We start from the raw sequence: 17,746 nt of genomic DNA, 5'->3' as shown, positions 1-17,746 counted from the left end.
GCGGTTTGAAGAGATTTTCGAAGAGTATTATGTCATAAGATGAATGAAATTCAAGAGTACTTCTTTTATGATATCCTTTATTTGCACTTTTATTTATTGTATAATAGTCAGCATAAATCTGTTTTTGTTCTGATATGTCTTGTTTCATCTATGTGCGAAAGAGAAATAAACTGGAGGTGTTTATGTCAAAAGATATTCGAAAATTAGTGACTTCACAGGGACTAGCAAATCTAGCAGATGTCTTTTTTAGAGTCATTGTGATTGCAAATGTGTTTGTCTTATCTGGTTCGGTCATTTCAACCTCCCTAGTACCAATTCTGATAGGTCTATCCTCCTTTTTAGCCAGTTTCTTAGTCCCGTTAGTAACAAAGAGATTAGCTTTAAATCGTGTTCTTTTCTTGACTCAATTGGGTAAGACGATTCTGCTAGCGATTTTGGTTTTTCTACTCAAGCAATCTGAAACTATTTCCCTCCCTCTTTTATATGCTATTGTTACCTTAATCTCCGTTTTGGATGGCTTTGCAGCGCCTGTTTCCTATGCGATTGTTCCACGATATGCAAGTGATTTAGCTAAAGCGAACGCGGCCATTTCTATGAGTGGTGAAAGTGTACAACTAGTTGGTTGGGGCTTAGGAGGTTTCTTATTTGCGAATCTGGGAATGAATCCTAGCCTGCCCATTGTGTTAGCCTTGTTTACATTTTCGACGATTTTGATGTTCGGTTTGCCACTAGTCGAAAAAGAAGAGTTGTCCTCAGAAACGAATGTTGAGACGTTAACAAAAGGTTGGAGATTGGTGGCTAAAGAATCAAGATTAGGCTTTATTGTCCAAGCCAATCTTTTAGAAATTCTAGCCAATGCTATCTGGGTATCTTCTGTTTTACTTGTTTTTGTGACTGAGATTTTACATCGGTCAGAAAGCTATTGGGGCTACGTCAATACATCCTATTCCTTGGGGATTATCTTGGGAGGTGCTATTGTCTTCCGTCTAGCAGAGAAAGTTGTTACCTATAAATATCAAACTATGACCTTTTCTTTGTTAGCGACAGCACTAGTAACTCTGTTGATAGTGTTATTTCCAAATCCACCTGCTTTTCTATTCCTATCTCTAGTAATTGGTTTTTTATCTCAGATTAAGGAAGTTCCTGAGAGTGTATTATTACAGGAATCGGTTGATGAGAAGGAACTTGTGAATGTTTACTCCGTTATCGAAGTTGTCTCTACGTTGGCCTTTTCTGTCTCTGTTTTTCTAATGAGTTTTATCACAGAATATTTTGGTGTATTTACTGGTTTTGGCCTGGCTATATTCTACTTGCTAGTAGAGTCCATCTTAGTTTTAAGAAACAAGCATCAGATAAATTAACAGTTATGATCACACATCTGGTGTGATTTTTTGTTTTCATAAAAATTTTTTATCAGTGCAATTTAAAATATATATTATGCAAGGTATAGATTCTGTGTTAGACTTATTGTCAACGAAAAGCTAATGAGTCATCAATCAAGGCAAGGATTTGTTCAATAGGCTGATGAGATTTCGTAAGATTTTCGCAGAAACTATTTAATTACAAAACGAAAAGAGGTCCCCTTATGACAACATTTACTATCCACACAGTAGAATCAGCACCAGCAGAAGTGAAAGAAGTTCTTGAAACGGTACAAAAGGACAACAATGGTTATATCCCAAATCTTATCGGTCTTTTGGCCAATGCCCCTACAGCCCTAGAGGCTTATCGCACTGTTGGAGCTATTAACCGTCGCAATAGTCTAACACCTGTAGAACGCGAAGTGGTGCAAATCACTGCAGCTGTAACCAACGGTTGTGCCTTCTGCGTCGCTGGCCATACAGCCTTTTCTATCAAGCAAATCCAGATGAACGATGACCTACTTCAAGCCCTTCGCAATCGTACTCCAATCGAAAGCGATCCTAAGCTGGATACTCTAGCTAAGTTTACCTTGGCAGTTATCAATACCAAAGGGCGCGTAGGAGATGAAGCTCTTGGAGAATTTCTTGAAGCAGGCTATACACAAGAAAATGCCTTGGATGTTGTTCTCGGTGTCAGTCTAGCAAGTCTTTGTAACTATGCCAACAATCTAGCTAACACACCGATTAATCCAGAATTACAACCTTATGCATAAGAGGAGGGTAGAGTATGGGATTTTTTTCAGAAGAATTCTTAAGTTGGTTAGACCAGCACGCCGATGAAATTGACAAAAAATCATGTCAAGCTGGAGAAGAGCTGATTGAGAAAATTGCTGCAGAAGGTGCCTTTCGTGTAGGAGTACCAAAAGTTCTTGGAGGGCTAGGTGGAAGTGACCAAGATGTTATCGATATCCTTGCAGAACTCGCTCAACATTCCTTAACAGCCTCCTTTATCTCATGGGGGCAACGAACTTTAATAGACAATATTCTACATACTGACAATGCTTATTTCAAAGAAGTTTACTTGGAAAAACTCTTATCAGGAGAATATGCAGGTGCTACGGCCTTGTCTAATGCGGTTAAGTATCTATCTGACTTAGAGGAACTAAATGTTCGTATCCTTGAAGAAAATGGGAATTATTATCTTAAAGGACGACTTCCTTGGGTAACCAATGCTCGTAGGGATCGCTTCCTCACTATTTTTGTAGCAGGATTTGCAGATGATCCGAGTACAAGTTATGTAGTAGCCGTACCATCAGACGCAGAAAACTTTAGTCGTTCCGAAGATTTGGAATTTGTCTCTCTTCAAGGAGGTAATACAGCAGCTCTGACTTTTAACAAGGTCCCTTTAAAGGAAGAGTGGATTCTATCCAAGGATGCTCATCAATTTTTAGCGCAAAATCGTCCAGCCTTTTTAGGCTACCAATTTGGCCTAGCCTTTGGCTTAGCTGAACGTTCACTCTCAGAAGTCGAAAAAGAATTGGGGAAACGAGGTGTCTTGAAGGAAGAATGGCAGCATCAGGTCGAACAGTTAGATGATATTCGACATTCTCTCTATCAAGGACTATCTGAAGAGTCCTACTTCGTTAGAAATCCGCGTGAGCTTTTCCAGTTACGGATTGATATTGTTGATGTTGTTGCTCAAAGTCTCTTATTAGAACTACAAGCTGGTGGCGGTAGAGGATACTTTAGTAAATCGACATCCGGTTTCATACGTCGTTGGAATGAAGGTGCCTTTTTGCCAATTGTTTCTCCTAGTGCTGTGCAATTGCGACATATTCTAGCGACAAACTAAAAATAAAGAAAATAAAAACGAGGTTTATCTTTTTAAACTTCGTTTTTTAATACTTCATTTAAGCGCTTTTATGCTATACTGATAATAACATGACTATTGGAGGTTCACATGAAAAAACTCCCCTTGGCCTTTTCAGGGTGCTTATTGGGATTGGCTGGAGCAGGCAATCTCATCCTGGATATTTTTCCACTATTATCGCACGTCTTTAGTTTGTCAGGCTTGATTTTATGGTTTTATTTTTTATACAGTCATCTTAGTGATTGGCAAGAAAGCCAGCAAGAACTTAAGAAAGCTCCTCTATTATCGGGAATGGCGACCTTTCCCATGGCAGGGATGATTTTATCAACTTATTTGTTACGAATCTTACCCATGAACATGAGCATTGTTGCGCAGATTCTTTGGTGGTTTGCTTTTCTTTTAGATGTAGGTTTAATCATCTACTTCACTAAAAATTATGTGCAGACTAAACCAAGAACGAGTGCAACGCCAAGTTGGACAGTTCTTTATGTGGGAATAGCAGTAGCAAGCTTGACCTACCCAGTGGTGGGCATAGTCGAGATTGCCTATGGAGCTTGGATTTTTGGATTTACCTTAACCCTTTTCCTTTATCCTTTGATATATCAAGATTTGAAAAGTAATCCATTGCCACGGGCTTTACTGGGGCAAGAAGGAATCTATTGTGCTCCCTTTTCTCTACTGTTAGCAGCACTCGTTCGGATCGAAGGTTCAGGACTTCATGGCTGGATTTTGCTAGTCATGATCCTTGCTTCACAGACTTTCTTTTTCTTTGTCCTCAGTCGCTTACCAATGATTTTAAAACAGGGATTTCAACCAGCTTTTTCAGCCCTAACCTTCCCAACTATCATCACAGCAACTTCATTAAAAATGGCCCAAGGCATTCTGCAGATTCCAGTCCTTAACCTTCTCGTTTTGCTCGAAACGATCATTTGTTTAACAATCCTTGTCTATGTATTAGTAGAGTATATGCGGTATTTAAGAAGCTAAAAAAGCCCCTAGCACTGAGAAGTGTTAGGGGGTTCTTCTATCGCGAACGTGTAAATTAATTAGTTCAGCTTATACCTACTGTTCTTCATGTTCAGATAAAAAATAATAAGTCATAGTACCAAAGATTGATCCTACTCCAAGTCCTACTAGTAGGAAAAATGCAATCATTTTGAGCTCCAGAAACTGCAAAAAGAAATCTGTAATGGAGTGATTTTCAAGGATTACTTTTTTGGAAAATAGGATAAATAAGTAGAGAGTTGGGATGCTAGTTCCAACTAACCAACTTCTTAACTTGATTTGACGCTTGCTGTAAGTGATTTGTGGAATCTCGGATTGATCATCATCTTCTAAGTGGAGTCCTCTAGTAGAATATCTTGCCTTGAGACTGAGGGTAAAAATCATCAAGAAGTAGAGATAGGGCATAGCCGTTCGAACTATCTCTATAAAGCGCCCAAACAAAAGATAGAACAGGAAGAGAAAGAAGGAAGAGTAAAAGATTTGGACCATGGAACGGGCGCAAGCCTTATAGATGACCTCTTGACGGCATTCATCAAAGGGTCCTTGGATATGAAAGAAATTCCGAACTAAGCGAGTGGTTAAGTCTTCTTTTTTCATGGTAGTGACCTCTTAATAACCTTGTTTTTGATTAGCTTCTTTAAAGAGTTGATAGAGAGTATAGAAGTAGACTAGACTAAAAACGATACAGATGGTTAGAAATAGTAGATATCTCCAATCCATAGAATTCGTTAACAGTTGTGGGAAAGATACGAGAATAAAGCAGAGAGATGCGTTTAAGAGGCGTCTTTTTTTTGATGTGATTTTCTGAAATCTTTGTCCTTTGTTCAAGGCAGGAAGGGCTAAGAGGAAGATGATCAGAAAAGGACGCGTAACTTGGCCATAAACTAGGAAAACTGTCATAAAGATACTGACCAAAATATGACTGAGAATTAAAGTTACTAGTGATTTCATAAGTTTCCTCCTAATCGTCGTCTTGATCTTCTCTAGCTTTTTGAATACGAAGAGTGATGACAATATGCACTGTTAATCCGAAAAAGAAGGCTGCAACGATGGTTGACAAGATACTTCTTGTATTCAAAAGAGCGGTAAGATAGCTTTTGCTATCATCCATTAGGATATCGAGAAGTGGCATTCCAAAGAACATGGCTATTCCATAGACTAGACCAGCTTTAAGTCCAGGATTACGTAACTGTTTCTTTTCTTTCTGGTTCAACACGTCAGGATCAATAGAAGCAATACCAGTTTTTGTAGTTTGACTAGTGACATAGATAGCACAAACCATAGAAATCAGAAAGATGATGATTGGATATCCAAATGCGACGATTTGTGGATATTTATAAGCAAGGACAAAGGGAATGAGATTGCCAAAAATCATGAGATAAAAGAGAACCATAAAGATTTTATTTCCGATGCGGTCAGCCTCACGTTGCTTGTGTTCATCAAGTGGTCCAGAAATACCATATGTGCGTTTGATCAGTTTTTCAGTGAAGGTTTCTTTTTTCATTTTTTCTCCTTTTGTTAAAAATCATCTTCCCAAAAAAGACTGTTGAGGTCTGTTTGGAGGCTACGAGCGAGATTGAGACAGAGTTCTAGAGTAGGATTGTACTTGTCATTCTCAATCATGTTGATGGTTTGTCTAGAGACACCGATATCCTTTGCAAGTTCGAGCTGGGATATGCCCAATTCCTTGCGGAATTCTTTCACACGATTCATTCTTCCTCCTTATTTGATTATGTCACATATATTTGACTATAGTATATCTTTTAAAAAATAAAATGTCAACTATTTTTGACATATTTTTAAAAGAATCTTGGTGATAATATTTCCATTATAAAATCTTCTAGCGATTTTATGCTATAATGAAGAAAAGTACAAAATTATAAGAGTGAATTGGATAGACTGAAAGCTATACACTAAAGAAAGAGCAGAAAATGAACCATAAGATTGCAATTTTATCAGACATTCATGGCAACACGACAGCCTTAGCTGGAGTGCTTGAGGACGCTAAAAATTTGGGAGCGACTGAATATTGGCTTCTGGGAGATATTTTTCTTCCTGGGCCGGGAGCAAATGACTTGGTGGCTCTTTTGAAAGACCTTCCCATTACAGCATCTGTTCGAGGCAACTGGGATGATTGTGTGTTAGAGGCTTTAGATGGGCAATATGGTTTAGAGGATCCCCAAGAAATTCAGCTTCTCAGGATGACTCAGTATCTGATGGAGCGTCTAAACCCAGAGCATATTGATTGGTTGAGAAATCTACCTATGGTAGCCAAAAAAGAAGTAGAAGGCTTACGCTTTTCTCTTTCACATAATTTGCCTGAGAAAAATTATGGTGGTGATTTGCTGGTTGAAAATAATACAGATAAATTTGACCAACTGCTAGATGAGGTAACGGACGTGGCAGTCTATGGTCATGTTCACAAGCAGTTGCTTCGTTATGGTAGCCAAGGGCAACAAATCATCAATCCAGGTTCGATTGGTATGCCTTATTTTAACTGGAAAGGGCTGAAAAATCACCGAGCCCAGTATGCCTTACTCGAAGTTGAAAATGGTGAATTGGTCAATATCCAATTTCGTAAGGTTGCCTATGATTATGAAGCAGAGTTAGAATCAGCCAAGGAAAAAGGCCTTCCTTTTATCGAAATGTATGAAGAATTGCGGCGAGAGGACAATTACCAAGGACATAATAGAGATTTGTTAGCCAGCCTCAATGAAAAACATGGTTATATCAAGGATGTCAAAAATTATTTTGATTTTTTGTAAGAGTTGCTTTAACAAACAAATACTAAATAAAACGATTGGACTAGCCAATCGTTTTTAATATATCTTATTGTAATTGAGATTGATCTGGTAGGTAAGAACCACCGAGATAGGTTTTGCTGAGTTTTTCAAGGGTTCCATCTTGGTAGAGTTCTTTGAGGACCTTGTCAAATTTGTCTTTAAATTCTTTTTGGTCGCTTGAGAAGATAATGTAGTTGTTTGGATTGTCGTTGCTTTCCAAGTCGACTACGTTCAAGTCTAAACCTCGGTCTTGAATAATTTTTTGAACAGAGATTTTATCAAAGATTAGGAAATCAAACTCGCCATTTGAAAGATCAGTCAGACGTTTAGCGACATCCTCACCAGAGTATTGGATGGTGGCAGGATTGTCAGAGTGGCTTTGATTCCAGTCGGTAACGACTTTGGCAGTAGAAGTTCCTGTATCATCCTGGGTTGTTTTACCAGCGATGTCTTGCAGAGAAGTAAGAGTCTTGTCTTTTCTGCTCACGAGAACTAAAGGATTTTTAGCGATAGGTAGGGAGTAGAGGTATTTGTCTGCTCTCTCTTTGGTGTAGCTTAGGTTATTGGCAGCAGCTTGGTAACGGCCAGCATCCACTCCAGGGAAGATACTTTCCCAAGCTGTTTTTTGAAATTCAATCTTGTATTGGTCTAGTTTTTCATCGACTGCTTTTAAAACTTCAACATCATATCCAGTTAGGTTTCCATCTTTTTCAAAATCAAAAGGGGGGATGTCTCCAGCAGTTGCTACGACAATGGTTTTAGGACTAGCAGTGGAAGTAGAAGCACTATCCTGTTTAGATTGTCCACAGGCAACCAACAAGGGACTAATAGCTAATAATAAGAATAATTTTTTCATAAGAGTCTCCTTTACTTAATGGTATCTAGCTTACCAGACAATCAATCAGATATCCAATATATATTTTTTATGGAAGTGATAGAGAAATATTATAATTTCCAGTTTTGTAGTAAACAACTCAAGTAAGAAAAAAGATAATTTGTTTCACTAATGAAAAATCTCTGCAAGCTCTTTCAAAATATGGTAAAATGGAAGCAGTAGAAATAGAAAAGGAAATCAATTATGAAATTTCTTGAGTTAAATAAAAAACGTCATGCGACCAAGCACTTTATTGATAAACCAGTTGATCCTAAGGATGTTCGTACAGCTATCGAAATCGCAACCTTGGCCCCAAGCGCTCACAACAGTCAGCCTTGGAAATTTGTCGTGGTTCGTGAGAGAAATGCTGAACTAGCAAAATTGGCTTACGGTTCAAACTTTGAACAGGTAGCATCTGCACCTGTGACCATTGCCTTGTTTACTGATACAGACCTAGCCAAACGCGCCCGCAAGATTGCTCGAATTGGTGGTGCCAATAATTTCTCAGAAGAACAACTACAGTACTTTATGAAAAATCTTCCAGCAGAATTTGCACGTTATAACGAACAGCAAGTCAGTGACTACTTGGCTCTTAATGCTGGGCTTGTAGCTATGAACTTAGTCCTTGCATTGACTGACCAAGGAATCGGATCAAATATTATCCTTGATTTTGACAAATCAAAAGTCAACGAAGTCTTGGAAATCGAAGAACGCTTCCGTCCAGAGCTCTTGATTACAGTGGGATACACAGATGAGAAATTAGAACCAAGTTACCGCTTGCCAGTAGATGAAATTATCGAAAAAAGATAGGAAGAAAAAATGACAGTTATTGATTTTACAGCAGAAGTAGAAAAACGTAAAGAAGACCTCTTGGCTGACTTGTTTAGCCTTTTGGAAATCAACTCAGAACGTGATGACAGCAAGGTAGATGCTCAACATCCATTTGGACCTGGGCCAGTAAAAGCTTTGGAGAAATTCCTTGAAATCGCTGACCGTGATGGCTACCCAACAAAAAATGTTGATAACTATGCAGGACATTTTGAGTTTGGTGAAGGTGAAGAAGTTCTTGGAATTTTTGCCCACATGGACGTGGTGCCAGCAGGTAGCGGATGGGACACTGATCCTTATACTCCAACCATCAAGGATGGTCGTCTCTATGCGCGTGGTGCTTCAGATGACAAGGGTCCTACAACGGCTTGTTACTATGGTTTGAAAATCATCAAAGAATTGGGACTTCCAACTTCTAAAAAAGTTCGTTTTATCGTCGGAACTGATGAAGAATCAGGTTGGGCAGATATGGACTACTACTTTGACCATGTAGGACTTGCAAAACCAGACTTTGGCTTCTCTCCAGATGCTGAATTCCCTATTATCAATGGTGAAAAAGGAAATATAACAGAATACCTTCACTTTGCAGGTGAAAATACAGGTGTAGCTCGTCTTCATAGCTTTACAGGTGGCTTGCGTGAAAACATGGTACCTGAGTCAGCAACGGCAGTTGTTTCAGGTGACTTGGCTGACTTGCAAGCTAAACTAGATGCCTTTGTTGCAGAGCACAAGCTTAGAGGAGACATTCAAGAAGAGAACGGCAAGTACAAGGTTACGATTATCGGTAAATCTGCTCACGGTGCTATGCCTGCTTCAGGTGTCAATGGTGCGACTTATCTTGCCCTCTTCCTCAGCCAATTTGCCTTTGAAGGACCTGCAAAAGACTTCCTTGACATTGCTGGTAAGATTCTTTTAAATGACCATGAAGGCAAAAACTTGAAAGTGGCTCATGTGGATGAAAAGATGGGTGCTCTTTCTATGAATGCTGGTGTCTTCCGCTTTGATGAAACAAGTGCTGACAATACCATTGCCCTTAACTTCCGTTATCCAAAAGGAACAAGTCCAGAGCAAATCAAGTCAGTTCTTGAAAGCTTGCCAGTTGTATCTGTTAGCTTATCAGAACATGGTCACACACCTCACTATGTACCAATGGAAGATCCGCTTGTCCAAACCTTGTTAAATGTTTATGAAAAACAAACTGGACTTCAAGGGCATGAACAAGTTATTGGTGGTGGAACTTTCGGACGTCTCTTAGAACGTGGTGTAGCTTACGGTGCTATGTTCCCAGATTCTATCGACACCATGCACCAAGCCAATGAATTTATCGCCTTGGATGATCTCTTCCGTGCAGCAGCCATCTACGCTGAAGCTATCTATGAATTGATCAAATAATGCTATAGAAGTCTGAGATTTTATGCTTAGACTTCTTTTTGAAATTGCTAGAGAAAGAGAAGAATCCATGTCAGAAATTCAAAAAATCAAACAAGCTATCATGGAAGATCCACAAAATCAACATTATACTGAGCAAGGTATCGAGCCTCTCTTTGCAGCACCAAAAACGGCTCGTATCAATATCATTGGTCAAGCGCCTGGTCTCAAAACCCAAGAAGCTGGGCTTTACTGGAAGGATAAAAGCGGAGATCGCTTGCGGGAGTGGTTGGGTGTGGATGAAGATACTTTTTACAACTCAGGTTATTTTGCAGTCATGCCCATGGATTTCTATTTTCCAGGACATGGCAAGTCGGGTGATCTTCCGCCTCGTCCAGGTTTTGCAGAAAAGTGGCACCCACAGTTATTACATGAATTACCAGATATTCAATTAACCCTCTTGATAGGGCAGTATGCCCAAGCCTACTATCTAAATGAGAAAGTCAGTGGCAAGGTAACAGAAAGGGTAAAACATTACCAGAACTACTTACCAACCTATTTCCCACTAGTTCACCCTTCTCCTCGTAATCAAATTTGGATAGCTAAAAATCCTTGGTTTGAGTCTGAAGTGGTTCCAGATTTGAAAAAAAGAATTAAAACTATTTTAGGAGAAAAAGAATGAAAGAAATTACTTTTGACGATTTTTATCACCTTTATCAGAAAGAGTCGCTTTCTGTATTAGATGTGAGAGAAGTAGAGGAATTTGAGACTCTTCATTTAGAAGGCGCTCGTAATTTACCTCTGAGTCAACTGGCAGATACTTATGAGCAACTAGATAAAACCCAGCCTTACTACGTGATCTGTAAGTCAGGAATACGTTCCGCACGTGCCTGCCAATTTTTAGCAGAACATGGCTATGAGGTTGTCAATGTCCAAGGTGGCATGGATGCCTTTGAATAAGAAAAATTTCCTTCGAAACCTTTAAAAAAATGGGAAGGCTTCGAAGGATTTTTTTGCATTAAAATTCGGAAAATTGAAAACATTTCAGAATTGTTTCGTGACAGCCTTTTCTAGCCTTTAATCATGTTATACTAAGAAAGTATTTTATTTTTAATAAGGAGAGTTTATGGCTAAAAAAGGTGCTTTAACAGGATTACTCCTGTTTGGAATATTTTTTGGAGCAGGTAACTTGATTTTCCCTCCAACTCTAGGCGCACAGTCTGGAGAAAACTTCCTTCCTGCCATTGCAGGATTTGTATTTTCAGGTGTTGGGATTGCCGTCCTAACCTTAATCATTGGAACCCTTAATCCAAAGGGCTATATCTATGAAATTTCTAAGAAAATTTCACCATGGTTTGCGACAATTTATCTTGCAGCTTTGTACTTGTCGATTGGTCCATTCTTTGCCATTCCACGTACAGCAACGACATCATTTGAAGTTGGTATTAGTCCGCTATTAGATCAAGCAGATAAAGGTTTAGGTTTGATTGTCTTCACCATTCTATACTTTGTAGCTGCATACCTAATCTCCTTGAATCCTTCAAAAATCTTGGATCGTATCGGTCGAGTCTTGACTCCAGTTTTTGCCATCTTAATTGTTATTCTGGTTATCCTTGGAGCTTTCAAGTATGGTGGGAACGCACCACAAGCAGCTTCAGGAGCTTATCAAGCTTCCGCCTTTGGAGCTGGTTTCTTAGAAGGATACAATACACTTGACGCGCTTGCTTCGGTTGCCTTCAGTGTTATTGCAGTACAAACCTTGAAACAACTTGGTTTTTCAAACAAGAAAGAGTACATTTCAACCATTTGGGTGGTTGGAATTGTTGTAGCTCTTGGATTTAGTGCTCTCTACATCGGTCTAGGTTTCTTGGGCAATCATTTCCCAGTAACAGAAGAAGCAATGAAGAGTGGAACTCCTGGAGTTTATATCTTGTCTCAAGCGACTCAAGAAATCTTTGGTTCGACAGCACAGCTTTTCCTAGCAGTTATGGTAACTGTTACTTGCTTTACAACGACTGTAGGCTTGATTGTATCAACTGCTGAGTTCTTTAACGGACGTTTCCCACAAATCAGCTACAAGGTTTATGCGACTGTCTTTACCTTGATTGGTTTTGCCATTGCAAATCTTGGTTTGAGTGCTATTATTAAATACTCTGTACCAGTTCTCGTTATTTTGTACCCGATTACGATTGCCATTGTCATGATTGTGATTGTGAACAAGTTTGTTGCTCTTTCAAAACCAGGAATGCAATTAACTGTTGGTATTGTCACAGCCATTGCTATTGCAAGTGTTTTAGGATCTACTTTTAAAGTTGAGGTCCTTGCAAATATCGTGAACGCTCTACCATTTGCGGAGGCTTCTCTGCCATGGTTGGTACCAGCTATTATCGGAATTCTACTTTCTCTTGTTCTTCCAAATAAACAAGAAAGTGAAGCTTTTGAAATGGAATAATCACTAAAATCACTTTTGTAGCTAAGTCTACAGGAGTGATTTTCTTTTTTTATCCGATGATAAATGTGTTATAATAGGTAGCAAAAGAGGTGAAAAAATGAATCAAACTGTAGAATATATCAAAGAACTAACTGCTATCGCGTCACCAACAGGTTTTACGCGTGAAATTACGAATTATTTAGTTGAGACGCTTGAAAAACTAGGTTACCAACCAGTCCGCACAGCTAAGGGTGGAGTTAATGTTACCATTAAAGGTAAAAATGACGAGCAGCATCGCTATGTAACTGCCCATGTGGATACTCTGGGAGCTATCGTTCGTGCTGTTAAACCAGATGGTCGACTCAAAATGGATCGTATTGGTGGCTATCCTTGGAACATGATTGAAGGTGAAAACTGTACGGTCCATGTAGCTAGCACAGGTAAAACTGTATCAGGTACGATTTTGATCCACCAAACTTCTTGTCACGTTTATAAAGATGCTGGAACTGCTGAACGCACACAGGACAATATGGAAGTTCGTTTGGATGAAAAAGTAACCAATGAAAAAGAAACGCGCGCACTCGGTATCGAGGTTGGTGACTTTATCAGCTTTGACCCTCGAACTGTCGTGACTGAGACAGGATTTATCAAGTCTCGTCATTTGGATGACAAGGTCAGCGCAGCTATTCTCCTTAATCTCCTCAAAGTCTACAAAGAAGAAGGAATTGAACTTCCTGTCACTACGCATTTTGCCTTTTCAGTCTTTGAAGAAGTGGGGCATGGTGCTAACTCAAGCATCCCTAGTCAAGTTGTCGAATATCTAGCTGTGGATATGGGAGCGATGGGAGATGACCAGCAGACAGACGAGTACACAGTATCTATCTGTGTTAAAGATGCTTCTGGTCCTTACCACTATGAATTCCGTCAACACTTGGTAGCTCTCGCAAAAGAGCAAGACATTCCATTCAAACTAGATATCTATCCATTTTACGGTTCTGATGCTTCTGCAGCGATGTCAGCTGGAGCAGAGGTTAAGCACGCTCTTCTAGGAGCAGGTATTGAGTCAAGTCACTCATATGAGCGTACTCATATTGATTCTGTAGTGGCTACTGAGCGTATGGTGGATGCTTATCTTAAGAGTGAGTTGGTGGACTGAAGAGTCGATAAAGTACTATGTATGAAATACTGAAACAAATAGCAACGCCTGCTATAATAACAGGGTTGATTTCGAGTTTGTATGCTTATTTTCAAAAGAAAAAAGAGGACTATCGTAAGTATGTGTATGAAAATAAACAAGAAAACTTTAAAGAACTAGTTGTTTATGCTGATGAACTGGTCAATAAAGGAATTACTAATCCAGATTTAGAAAAACTACTTTTTAAAATTTCTCAAAAAATTAATCCGTATGGACGAAAAATAAAAACTTTTGGAAAATATCAGTGGATAGAAGATGATGGATATGTGTGGTATCAAATAGAAATGATAGAGAAAAAACTTGCTTCTCAAATACTTCAAATAGAAGATTTAAAAGAACTAGCTCATCGGATACAAATTTCTAAACGATTACTAGATATTAAAGTAGAAAATAATATTCCGATCATAAATTCAGCTAAAATATGGTTTTATTTATTTCAGTATGCGATGTTATTACTTCAGGTATTTTTCATATACTCTTGGTATCAGAGTTTTATTGAACAATCTACTATAGACTCTTTGGTTTTGGCTTTTTGCTTACTTGTAGTAGTGATTTTATTTTTTTTACTCCCAGAATTGAGTATTAATGAAAGCGATGATAGAAAATCTGAAATACGCATTACAGTACTCCTTTTCGTTATTGCCGCAGTTGATGCTGGAATAGCGTATTATTTGTATAATAATTCTTCTATTGCTCTGCTTGTTGGAATGGTTTCATTTTGTCTAAGTCTTGGTGAAGTAATTTCAAAAGCTATTATTTTCGGGGAAAGTGAAATTGGTAAAGTATCTACAATTTATATTGAAGAATATCGAAAACTACAGGGACCCAAGTTAAGTAAGAGACGCTTTAGAAATTATTTTAAAGTTATTCCATTTTTAAATAAGATTAAGATTTTATTTCATAAAGATAAGAGGGAGGGGAATGATGACCTATAAACACCGACTCTTTGACCTTAATCACCCTCTTTTAGAGTTGAAAGGAGAAACTTATGTGCCTTATCTGTCAACGAATTGAACTCATCAAGTCTGGTGACAATCCCTACTTTGCCAAGGAATTAGAAACAGGATATGTTGTCATTGGTGACCACCAGTATTTTGAAGGTTACACTCTATTCCTAGCCAAGGAACATGTTACAGAACTACACCAACTAGATCCGAGCGTTAAACTTCGCTTTCTAGAGGAAATGAGTCTGGTTCAGGAAGCTGTTTCTAAGGCTTTTTCTGCCGAAAAGATGAATGTAGAGTTGTTAGGAAATGGAGATGCACATGCCCACTGGCATATTTTTCCAAGACGAGAGGGTGATATGAAGGGACACGGTCTTAATGGTCGTGGTCCAGTTTGGTGGGTTCCATGGGAAGAAATGATTGCTGAAGAATATCAAGTTAAGGGAAGTAAATTAGAAGACTTGATTGCAAGATTATCTGAGACTTTAAACCAGATGATTAAATGAAAGGATAACAGATGAAAAAAAGATACCTTATCTTATCAGGATTATTAGCCTTGACATTGGCGGCATGTTCGCAAGAAAAGACAGCAACTACAGAGGCCAAGTCTTCTACAGAACAAAAGACTGTAGAAGAAGGAACCGCGGGAAGTAAGTCTCAAGAAGCTAGTCAAAAGAAAGCAGAAGTGGTTAACAAAGGAGATCACTACAGCATTCAAGGAAAGTACGATGAGATTGTTGTCGCTAATAAGCATTATCCTATGTCAAAAGATTACAATCCAGGAGAAAATCCTACCGCAAAGGCAGAACTGTTAAAACTCATTGCAGCTATGCAGCAAGCAGGTTTCCCGATTAGCGACCACTATAGTGGATTTAGAAGTTATGAAACTCAGGTTAAACTGTATCAGGATTATGTCAACCAAGATGGCAAGGCTGAGGCTGACCGCTATTCTGCAAGACCTGGCTATAGTGAACACCAAACTGGGCTTGCCTTTGACCTAATAGGAACAAATGGAAACTTAGTGACAGAAGAAAAGGCTGCCCAATGGCTTTTGGACCATGCGGCTGACTATGGCTTTGTCGTCCGTTATCTCAAAGGTAAGGAAAAAGAAACTGGTTATATGGCCGAGGAATGGCACCTTCGCTACGTCGGCAAAGAAGCCAAAGAAATCGCTGCAAGTGGCCTCAGTCTGGAAGAGTATTATGGCTTTGAAGGTGGAGACTATGTTGATTAGTCGCAAAAGATCTTGCAAGATTACTTAAAATTTGATAAAATGAATAATAATTAAATAGGAATCTGCAAGACTAGTATCTCAGGGGAAGTATATCAGGGAGGAGAGCCGTGACTGAAAGCTCTCTATATGAAAGCTGGGTGAATTCACTTGCCTATGGATTCAGAAATAAAGGTCTGACTTGTCAGATGAAAACGGATGGTACCGCGTGTCAACGCTCCGAGTGGAGTTTTTGACATGTGGTTTTCTTTTTATCTACGAGAGACTGATGGAGGAATTATGTCAACTATTGAAGAACAATTAAAAGCGCTTCGTGAAGAAACGCTAGCTAGCTTGAAGCAGATTACTGCTGAAAATGAAAAAGAAATGCAAGAATTGCGTGTCTCTGTCCTTGGTAAAAAAGGTTCATTGACTGAAATTCTCAAAGGGATGAAGGATGTATCAGCTGAAATGCGCCCTGTTATCGGGAAACACGTCAATGAAGCGCGCGATATCTTGACAGCTGCCTTTGAAGAAACAGCTAAGCTTTTGGAAGAAAAGAAAGTCGCTGCACAATTAGCTAGCGAGAGCATTGATGTGACACTTCCAGGTCGTCCAGTTGCGACTGGTCACCGTCACGTTCTTACACAAACTAGTGAAGAAATTGAAGATATTTTCATCGGTATGGGTTACCAAGTTGTGGATGGATTTGAAGTGGAGCAAGATTACTACAACTTTGAACGTATGAACCTTCCAAAAGACCACCCAGCCCGTGATATGCAGGACACTTTCTATATCACAGAAGAAATCTTGCTCCGTACCCACACGTCTCCAGTTCAAGCGCGTGCGATGGATGCCCATGACTTCTCTAAAGGTCCTTTGAAGATGATCTCACCAGGACGTGTATTCCGTCGTGATACGGACGATGCAACCCACAGTCACCAATTCCACCAAATCGAAGGTTTGGTTGTTGGGAAAAACATCTCTATGGCCGATCTTCAAGGAACTCTTCAGTTAATTGTCCAAAAAATGTTTGGTGAAGAGCGTCAAATTCGTTTGCGTCCATCTTACTTCCCATTCACAGAGCCTTCTGTTGAGGTTGACGTTTCATGCTTCAAGTGCGGCGGAGACGGATGTAATGTATGTAAGAAAACAGGTTGGATCGAGATTATGGGTGCCGGTATGGTTCACCCACGTGTCCTTGAGATGAGTGGTATCGATGCGACTGTTTACTCTGGCTTTGCCTTTGGTCTTGGTCAAGAGCGTGTAGCCATGCTTCGCTACGGAATCAACGATATCCGTGGATTCTACCAAGGCGATGTCCGCTTCTCAGAACAGTTTAAATAATGATTAGAAAAGTAGAAAAGACAGATGTTGGGGTGTTGTCCCAGATTGCCAAACAAACCTTTCGTGAAACATTTGCTCATGATAATACGGAAGAGCAGTTACAGAAATACTTTGAAGAGGCTTATAGTCTGAGAGTTTTGTCAGCTGAGTTAGAAAATCCTGAATCAGCGACCTATTTCATTATGCATGAAGAGGAGATAGCTGGTTTTCTCAAAGTTAACTGGGGGAATGCTCAAACCGAGAGAGAATTAGAGAACGCTTTTGAAATTCAACGTCTCTATGTGCTACAAACATACCAAGGATTTGGACTTGGTAAGCAACTATTTGAATTCGCTTTGGAACTTGCCGAAAACAATGGTTTTTCCTGGGCTTGGCTAGGTGTTTGGAAGCATAATACAAAAGCTCAAGCATTTTATAATCGATATGGTTTTGAAAAATTTAGCCAACATAGTTTTATGGTTGGGCAAAAGGTAGATACGGATTGGTTACTGAAAAAGAAATTAAGGTAAGAAGATGATTCTTCTATATGA

Annotated in this window: 21 protein-coding genes; 16 read left to right on the top strand and 5 right to left on the bottom strand. The window is 39.2% G+C overall.

The genetic code is table 11. The features are described 5' to 3' along the window. Positions 1-182: 182 nt before the first annotated feature. The 4 genes from HMPREF2728_RS07720 to HMPREF2728_RS07705 all read left to right on the top strand — a co-directional run bounded on the left by HMPREF2728_RS07720 (position 183) and on the right by HMPREF2728_RS07705 (position 4,218). A complete protein-coding gene (locus tag HMPREF2728_RS07720; RefSeq protein WP_075227562.1) occupies positions 183-1,361 on the top strand; it encodes a ryptide export MFS transporter in 1,179 nt (392 codons plus the stop codon). Positions 1,362-1,585: 224 nt separating this feature from the next. Next, entirely contained in the window at positions 1,586-2,134 is a 549-nt protein-coding gene (locus HMPREF2728_RS07715) for a carboxymuconolactone decarboxylase family protein (protein WP_045763587.1), read from the top strand. Positions 2,135-2,148: 14 nt separating this feature from the next. Beyond that, positions 2,149-3,213, top strand: coding sequence for an acyl-CoA dehydrogenase family protein (locus HMPREF2728_RS07710; protein ID WP_061862753.1), 1,065 nt, complete (start codon positions 2,149-2,151; stop codon positions 3,211-3,213). A gap of 108 nt (positions 3,214-3,321) precedes the next feature. Further along, positions 3,322-4,218, top strand: coding sequence for a TDT family transporter (locus HMPREF2728_RS07705; protein WP_075227561.1), 897 nt, complete (start codon positions 3,322-3,324; stop codon positions 4,216-4,218). A gap of 75 nt (positions 4,219-4,293) precedes the next feature. Here the strand turns inward: HMPREF2728_RS07705 and HMPREF2728_RS07700 are convergent, their stop codons facing one another. From HMPREF2728_RS07700 to HMPREF2728_RS07685, 4 genes are read right to left on the bottom strand one after another with little or no spacing between them, the layout of a single operon-like run. Next, complete coding sequence (locus tag HMPREF2728_RS07700; protein WP_075227560.1) at positions 4,294-4,833, bottom strand: DUF3278 domain-containing protein; 540 nt, start codon at positions 4,831-4,833, stop codon at positions 4,294-4,296. A gap of 12 nt (positions 4,834-4,845) precedes the next feature. Then, positions 4,846-5,187 carry a hypothetical protein gene (locus HMPREF2728_RS07695; RefSeq protein ID WP_075227559.1) on the bottom strand — a complete coding sequence of 114 codons (342 nt, stop codon included), beginning with the start codon at positions 5,185-5,187 and terminating at the stop codon, positions 4,846-4,848. Between the two features lie 10 nt (positions 5,188-5,197). Next, entirely contained in the window at positions 5,198-5,740 is a 543-nt protein-coding gene (locus HMPREF2728_RS07690; RefSeq protein ID WP_075227558.1) for a DUF3278 domain-containing protein, read from the bottom strand. 14 nt (positions 5,741-5,754) lie between these two features. After that, complete coding sequence (locus HMPREF2728_RS07685; protein WP_001082470.1) at positions 5,755-5,949, bottom strand: helix-turn-helix transcriptional regulator; 195 nt, start codon at positions 5,947-5,949, stop codon at positions 5,755-5,757. 218 nt (positions 5,950-6,167) lie between these two features. On the opposite strand from HMPREF2728_RS07685, the gene HMPREF2728_RS07680 reads away from it, so the two are divergent. After that, on the top strand, positions 6,168-7,001 hold the full coding sequence (locus tag HMPREF2728_RS07680) for a metallophosphoesterase family protein (RefSeq protein ID WP_075227557.1): 834 nt from the start codon (positions 6,168-6,170) through the stop codon (positions 6,999-7,001). Positions 7,002-7,065: 64 nt separating this feature from the next. Here the strand turns inward: HMPREF2728_RS07680 and HMPREF2728_RS07675 are convergent, their stop codons facing one another. Continuing rightward, entirely contained in the window at positions 7,066-7,875 is an 810-nt protein-coding gene (locus tag HMPREF2728_RS07675; protein ID WP_075227556.1) for an amino acid ABC transporter substrate-binding protein, read from the bottom strand. Positions 7,876-8,097: 222 nt separating this feature from the next. Between HMPREF2728_RS07675 and HMPREF2728_RS07670 the strand changes: the two genes are divergently transcribed. From HMPREF2728_RS07670 to HMPREF2728_RS07620, 11 genes are all read left to right on the top strand, one after another. Beyond that, complete coding sequence (locus HMPREF2728_RS07670; protein WP_075227555.1) at positions 8,098-8,703, top strand: nitroreductase family protein; 606 nt, start codon at positions 8,098-8,100, stop codon at positions 8,701-8,703. A gap of 9 nt (positions 8,704-8,712) precedes the next feature. After that, on the top strand, positions 8,713-10,113 hold the full coding sequence (pepV, locus tag HMPREF2728_RS07665; protein WP_075227554.1) for a dipeptidase PepV: 1,401 nt from the start codon (positions 8,713-8,715) through the stop codon (positions 10,111-10,113). Positions 10,114-10,180: 67 nt separating this feature from the next. Beyond that, entirely contained in the window at positions 10,181-10,771 is a 591-nt protein-coding gene (locus HMPREF2728_RS07660; RefSeq protein WP_075227650.1) for a uracil-DNA glycosylase family protein, read from the top strand. Continuing rightward, a complete protein-coding gene (locus HMPREF2728_RS07655; RefSeq protein ID WP_075227553.1) occupies positions 10,768-11,049 on the top strand; it encodes a rhodanese-like domain-containing protein in 282 nt (93 codons plus the stop codon). The genes HMPREF2728_RS07660 and HMPREF2728_RS07655 overlap by 4 nt, the downstream gene beginning before the upstream one ends. A 166-nt stretch (positions 11,050-11,215) precedes the next feature. Continuing rightward, on the top strand, positions 11,216-12,541 hold the full coding sequence (gene brnQ, locus HMPREF2728_RS07650) for a branched-chain amino acid transport system II carrier protein (protein ID WP_060955398.1): 1,326 nt from the start codon (positions 11,216-11,218) through the stop codon (positions 12,539-12,541). A gap of 97 nt (positions 12,542-12,638) precedes the next feature. Then, positions 12,639-13,676 (top strand): M42 family metallopeptidase, encoded by a 1,038-nt coding sequence (locus HMPREF2728_RS07645; protein WP_075227552.1) that lies wholly within the window; start codon positions 12,639-12,641, stop codon positions 13,674-13,676. Between the two features lie 17 nt (positions 13,677-13,693). Continuing rightward, positions 13,694-14,650, top strand: a complete 957-nt coding sequence (locus tag HMPREF2728_RS07640) for a hypothetical protein (protein WP_075227551.1) — start codon at positions 13,694-13,696, stop codon at positions 14,648-14,650. 53 nt (positions 14,651-14,703) lie between these two features. After that, positions 14,704-15,165, top strand: a complete 462-nt coding sequence (locus tag HMPREF2728_RS07635) for an HIT family protein (protein WP_075227550.1) — start codon at positions 14,704-14,706, stop codon at positions 15,163-15,165. 11 nt (positions 15,166-15,176) lie between these two features. Continuing rightward, entirely contained in the window at positions 15,177-15,893 is a 717-nt protein-coding gene (gene ldcB / locus HMPREF2728_RS07630; protein WP_075227549.1) for an LD-carboxypeptidase LdcB/DacB, read from the top strand. Positions 15,894-16,169: 276 nt separating this feature from the next. Further along, positions 16,170-17,216, top strand: a complete 1,047-nt coding sequence (gene pheS / locus HMPREF2728_RS07625) for a phenylalanine--tRNA ligase subunit alpha (protein ID WP_075227649.1) — start codon at positions 16,170-16,172, stop codon at positions 17,214-17,216. Further along, entirely contained in the window at positions 17,216-17,725 is a 510-nt protein-coding gene (locus HMPREF2728_RS07620) for a GNAT family N-acetyltransferase (protein WP_075227548.1), read from the top strand. The genes pheS and HMPREF2728_RS07620 overlap by 1 nt, the downstream gene beginning before the upstream one ends. The last annotated feature ends 21 nt before the right edge of the window (positions 17,726-17,746 follow it).

It is taken from the genome of Streptococcus sp. HMSC061D10 (assembly GCF_001808865.1).
Lineage (GTDB): Bacteria > Bacillota > Bacilli > Lactobacillales > Streptococcaceae > Streptococcus.
The sequence above is the reverse complement of the archived record's forward strand: the minus strand, read 5'-3'. Positions and strand labels throughout refer to the sequence as shown.

Excerpts from the sequence above, each read along its gene's own strand:
- HMPREF2728_RS07655 (WP_075227553.1), top strand. The coding sequence starts at position 10,768 with ATGAAAGAAATTACTTTTGACGATTTTTATCACCTTTATCAGAAAGAG.
- HMPREF2728_RS07640 (WP_075227551.1), top strand. The coding sequence starts at position 13,694 with ATGTATGAAATACTGAAACAAATAGCAACGCCTGCTATAATAACAGGG.
- HMPREF2728_RS07705 (WP_075227561.1), top strand. The coding sequence starts at position 3,322 with ATGAAAAAACTCCCCTTGGCCTTTTCAGGGTGCTTATTGGGATTGGCT.
- HMPREF2728_RS07690 (WP_075227558.1), bottom strand. The coding sequence starts at position 5,740 with ATGAAAAAAGAAACCTTCACTGAAAAACTGATCAAACGCACATATGGT.
- HMPREF2728_RS07675 (WP_075227556.1), bottom strand. The coding sequence starts at position 7,875 with ATGAAAAAATTATTCTTATTATTAGCTATTAGTCCCTTGTTGGTTGCC.
- HMPREF2728_RS07635 (WP_075227550.1), top strand. The coding sequence starts at position 14,704 with ATGTGCCTTATCTGTCAACGAATTGAACTCATCAAGTCTGGTGACAAT.
- HMPREF2728_RS07620 (WP_075227548.1), top strand. The coding sequence starts at position 17,216 with ATGATTAGAAAAGTAGAAAAGACAGATGTTGGGGTGTTGTCCCAGATT.
- pepV (WP_075227554.1), top strand. The coding sequence starts at position 8,713 with ATGACAGTTATTGATTTTACAGCAGAAGTAGAAAAACGTAAAGAAGAC.
- HMPREF2728_RS07720 (WP_075227562.1), top strand. The coding sequence starts at position 183 with ATGTCAAAAGATATTCGAAAATTAGTGACTTCACAGGGACTAGCAAAT.
- ldcB (WP_075227549.1), top strand. The coding sequence starts at position 15,177 with ATGAAAAAAAGATACCTTATCTTATCAGGATTATTAGCCTTGACATTG.
- HMPREF2728_RS07680 (WP_075227557.1), top strand. The coding sequence starts at position 6,168 with ATGAACCATAAGATTGCAATTTTATCAGACATTCATGGCAACACGACA.
- HMPREF2728_RS07710 (WP_061862753.1), top strand. The coding sequence starts at position 2,149 with ATGGGATTTTTTTCAGAAGAATTCTTAAGTTGGTTAGACCAGCACGCC.
- HMPREF2728_RS07660 (WP_075227650.1), top strand. The coding sequence starts at position 10,181 with ATGTCAGAAATTCAAAAAATCAAACAAGCTATCATGGAAGATCCACAA.
- HMPREF2728_RS07700 (WP_075227560.1), bottom strand. The coding sequence starts at position 4,833 with ATGAAAAAAGAAGACTTAACCACTCGCTTAGTTCGGAATTTCTTTCAT.
- HMPREF2728_RS07715 (WP_045763587.1), top strand. The coding sequence starts at position 1,586 with ATGACAACATTTACTATCCACACAGTAGAATCAGCACCAGCAGAAGTG.
- brnQ (WP_060955398.1), top strand. The coding sequence starts at position 11,216 with ATGGCTAAAAAAGGTGCTTTAACAGGATTACTCCTGTTTGGAATATTT.
- HMPREF2728_RS07645 (WP_075227552.1), top strand. The coding sequence starts at position 12,639 with ATGAATCAAACTGTAGAATATATCAAAGAACTAACTGCTATCGCGTCA.
- HMPREF2728_RS07695 (WP_075227559.1), bottom strand. The coding sequence starts at position 5,187 with ATGAAATCACTAGTAACTTTAATTCTCAGTCATATTTTGGTCAGTATC.
- pheS (WP_075227649.1), top strand. The coding sequence starts at position 16,170 with ATGTCAACTATTGAAGAACAATTAAAAGCGCTTCGTGAAGAAACGCTA.
- HMPREF2728_RS07670 (WP_075227555.1), top strand. The coding sequence starts at position 8,098 with ATGAAATTTCTTGAGTTAAATAAAAAACGTCATGCGACCAAGCACTTT.
- HMPREF2728_RS07685 (WP_001082470.1), bottom strand. The coding sequence starts at position 5,949 with ATGAATCGTGTGAAAGAATTCCGCAAGGAATTGGGCATATCCCAGCTC.